A 2,677-nucleotide genomic window follows, 5' to 3' on the forward strand; every position below is an offset into this window, starting at 1 on the left:
ATCGGCACGATAGTCAGTTAGATTTCTGTATAACGATGAGTGATCAACCGTGGCGGCGTTTTTGTTTTTAGAGCAGCGACAGCGGGTAGCTGACGATCAGGCGGTTTTCGTCGAACTGGTTGGTGTTGTAGTCACGCCGCATGGTGGAGTTGCGCCATTTGAGCGACAGACTTTTGAACGCGCCACTCTGGAACACGTACGCCAGCTCGGTTTCCCGTGCCCACTCTTCGCCATCGGTGATAGCGCCGGTGTGTACATTGTCACCGCTGATGTAGCGGTTCATCAGGGTCAGGCCGGGTGCGCCCAGGGCTGCGAAGTCGTAGTCGTGACGCAGCTGCCAGGATTTCTCCCTGGCGTTGTCGAAGCTGGAGTTGTAACTGTCGTTGGCCAACGTCCCGCCACTGGTACCGTTGACGCGCATCCAGGCGCTGTCGCCGCTGACCTTCTGCAAACCCAGGTAAAAGGTGTTACCGCCGTGCCGTGCCGAGAGCATCGCTGACCAGGTCTTGTTGTCCAGATCACCGGCCAGCGACTGGCCGTCGTCTTTGCCCTGGAAGTAGCCAAGGTTGGCACCCAGCGTCCAGCTGCCCAGCGGCTGGCTGTGCAGCAGGTTGAAATATTGCTGGTGGTAGATGTCTTCAAGCTCGGCGTACCACACGCCGATCTGGGTGCGCTTTTCGTTGAACACGTACTCGCCGCCGCCGAAGTTGAAACGGTCTGAGGTGAACGCTGAGCGGCCGTTCAAGGACATGTCTTCCATGCTGGCGTCGTTGCGCGGGCTGTTGCCGCGGAACTGGCCGCCGTACAGGGTCAGCCCGTCGATCTCTTTGGAAGTGATTTGCCCGCCCTGAAAGGTTTGCGGCAGCGAGCGCCCATCATCTGAACGCAGGATCGGCAACACGGGCATCCACTCGCCGACCTTCAATTCGGTCTTCGAGAAGCGCGCCTTGCCCGCCACGGCCAGTCGCCCGAAGTCGTCGGCCGGGCGTCCATCGCTGTGGATCGGCAGCAATTGCGTGCCGCCTGTTCCCTTGCCGCCGTCTAGCTTGAGCGAGTAAAGGCCCAGCGCATCCACACCAAAGCCAACGGTGCCTTGGGTGAAGCCGGAGCGGGCATCGAGGATGAAGTTCTGCGTCCACTCCTCGGCGTAGTTCTGCGCATTGGCCGGGTCGACGAAGTTGCGGTTGATATAGAAGTTGCGTAGGTTCAGATTGACCTTGGCGTCTTCGACGAACCCGGCAGCATTGCCGCTGATGGGTGTCAGGTTTGCAGCAATGGCCGCAGACAGACCGCAAAGGAGTTTGCAGGAGGAATTGGCGCGCATGGAACAGACCTTTTTTGTAGTTATTGAGTCGTGTAGCTGGCTACGATAGTGAAAGGCCGGAAGGTGCCGTGCAATTGTGAAATAACTGTTTCGGGCGATAATCGAACGTTAATGAACCGGTTCGAACATTTTGTGGAGGGCGTTGCAAACGTGTGTGCGATGCTCACTGGTCTGTAGATACGGGTCTGTAAACATAGGCGGCGTGCTCTGGCGTTTTCGGCCACGGCGTCCGGCTGTTGAAACTTGAACAAGGAAGCGCGATGAGCACTGCCAGCACGCCTTTGTCCGGCGTCAACCAACCACTGAAAGGGATTGGTTTCATTCTTCTGGCGACTTTTCTGTTCGCCAGTCACGACACACTCTCCAAGTACCTGTCCGGCTTCTATCCGATCATCCTGGTGGTCTGGGCGCGCTATCTGGTGCACACGCTGCTCATGGCCTGCATCTTCATGCCATCGGCGGGGTTGCGCGTGCTGCGTACCAAGCGTCCCGGCTTGCAGGCATTGCGTGCGCTGGCGCTGTTGGGCACCAGTCTGCTGTTTACCAGCAGCCTGATGTTCATCCCGCAGGCAGAGGCGACCGCGGTCAACTTTCTCGCTCCGTTGCTGGTCACGGCACTGTCGGTGCCGCTGTTGCATGAGCGTGTGACGCGCGGGCAATGGGTTGCGGTGGTTGTCGGGTTTATCGGGGTGATGATCATCATTCATCCGGGGGGCGAGCTGTTTACCCCGGCGATTCTGCTGCCGCTGTCATCAGCCTTGTGCTTTGCGCTGTATCAACTCCTGACGCGGCTGGTCAGCCCGTTCGACAGCCCGACCACCAGCAACTTTTTTGCCGGGCTGTTCAATACCCTGTTGATGAGCGCGCTGGTGCCGTTCTTCTGGGAAGTGCCTGCGCTTAAACATCTGCCGTTTCTGCTGGCGCTGGGGGCATGTGGTATGTCGGCCCACTTGCTGCTGACCCAGGCCTTCCGCTTCGCCGCCCCGGCAATGCTCGCACCGTTCAGCTATTGCCAGATCGTGTTTGCCGGGCTGCTGGGTTTCGTGGTGTTCGACCACATGCCATCACCGACCGCACAGGCCGGTATCGCCATCATCTGCCTCAGCGGCCTGGCGGCGGCTTGGCAACAGCGGCGTAAGGGTGGGTGATGAGCTGTTCCTTCGCACGAATACACAAATCTGACTGACTATCGTGCCAATGCTCCGCGTTGGTAGGCAGTTCGTGACGCTCTGCGTCACATCTGTACCGCAGCACAACATAGTGTCTTGCGCGCAATCACTTTACATAGATAAAGCGCTTTTTATCGCGGTGGCACTGACGACGCAGAGCGCGACGTTAGTGACAGGGCGAAGG

At 58.7% G+C, this 2,677-nt stretch carries 2 protein-coding genes; one reads left to right on the forward strand and one right to left on the reverse strand.

Annotated features, from left to right (window positions below; all coding sequences use genetic code 11):
* Positions 1-67 precede the first annotated feature (67 nt).
* Positions 68-1,324, reverse strand: a complete 1,257-nt coding sequence (locus ALO64_RS08420) for an OprD family porin (RefSeq protein WP_044343776.1) — start codon at positions 1,322-1,324, stop codon at positions 68-70.
* Between the two features lie 260 nt (positions 1,325-1,584).
* On the opposite strand from ALO64_RS08420, the gene ALO64_RS08425 reads away from it, so the two are divergent.
* Complete coding sequence (locus ALO64_RS08425; protein ID WP_002553127.1) at positions 1,585-2,472, forward strand: DMT family transporter; 888 nt, start codon at positions 1,585-1,587, stop codon at positions 2,470-2,472.
* The last annotated feature ends 205 nt before the right edge of the window (positions 2,473-2,677 follow it).

Source organism: Pseudomonas meliae (assembly GCF_001400515.1).
GTDB lineage: Bacteria > Pseudomonadota > Gammaproteobacteria > Pseudomonadales > Pseudomonadaceae > Aquipseudomonas > Aquipseudomonas amygdali.

Excerpts from the sequence above, each read along its gene's own strand:
- ALO64_RS08420 (WP_044343776.1), bottom strand. The coding sequence starts at position 1,324 with ATGCGCGCCAATTCCTCCTGCAAACTCCTTTGCGGTCTGTCTGCGGCC.
- ALO64_RS08425 (WP_002553127.1), top strand. The coding sequence starts at position 1,585 with ATGAGCACTGCCAGCACGCCTTTGTCCGGCGTCAACCAACCACTGAAA.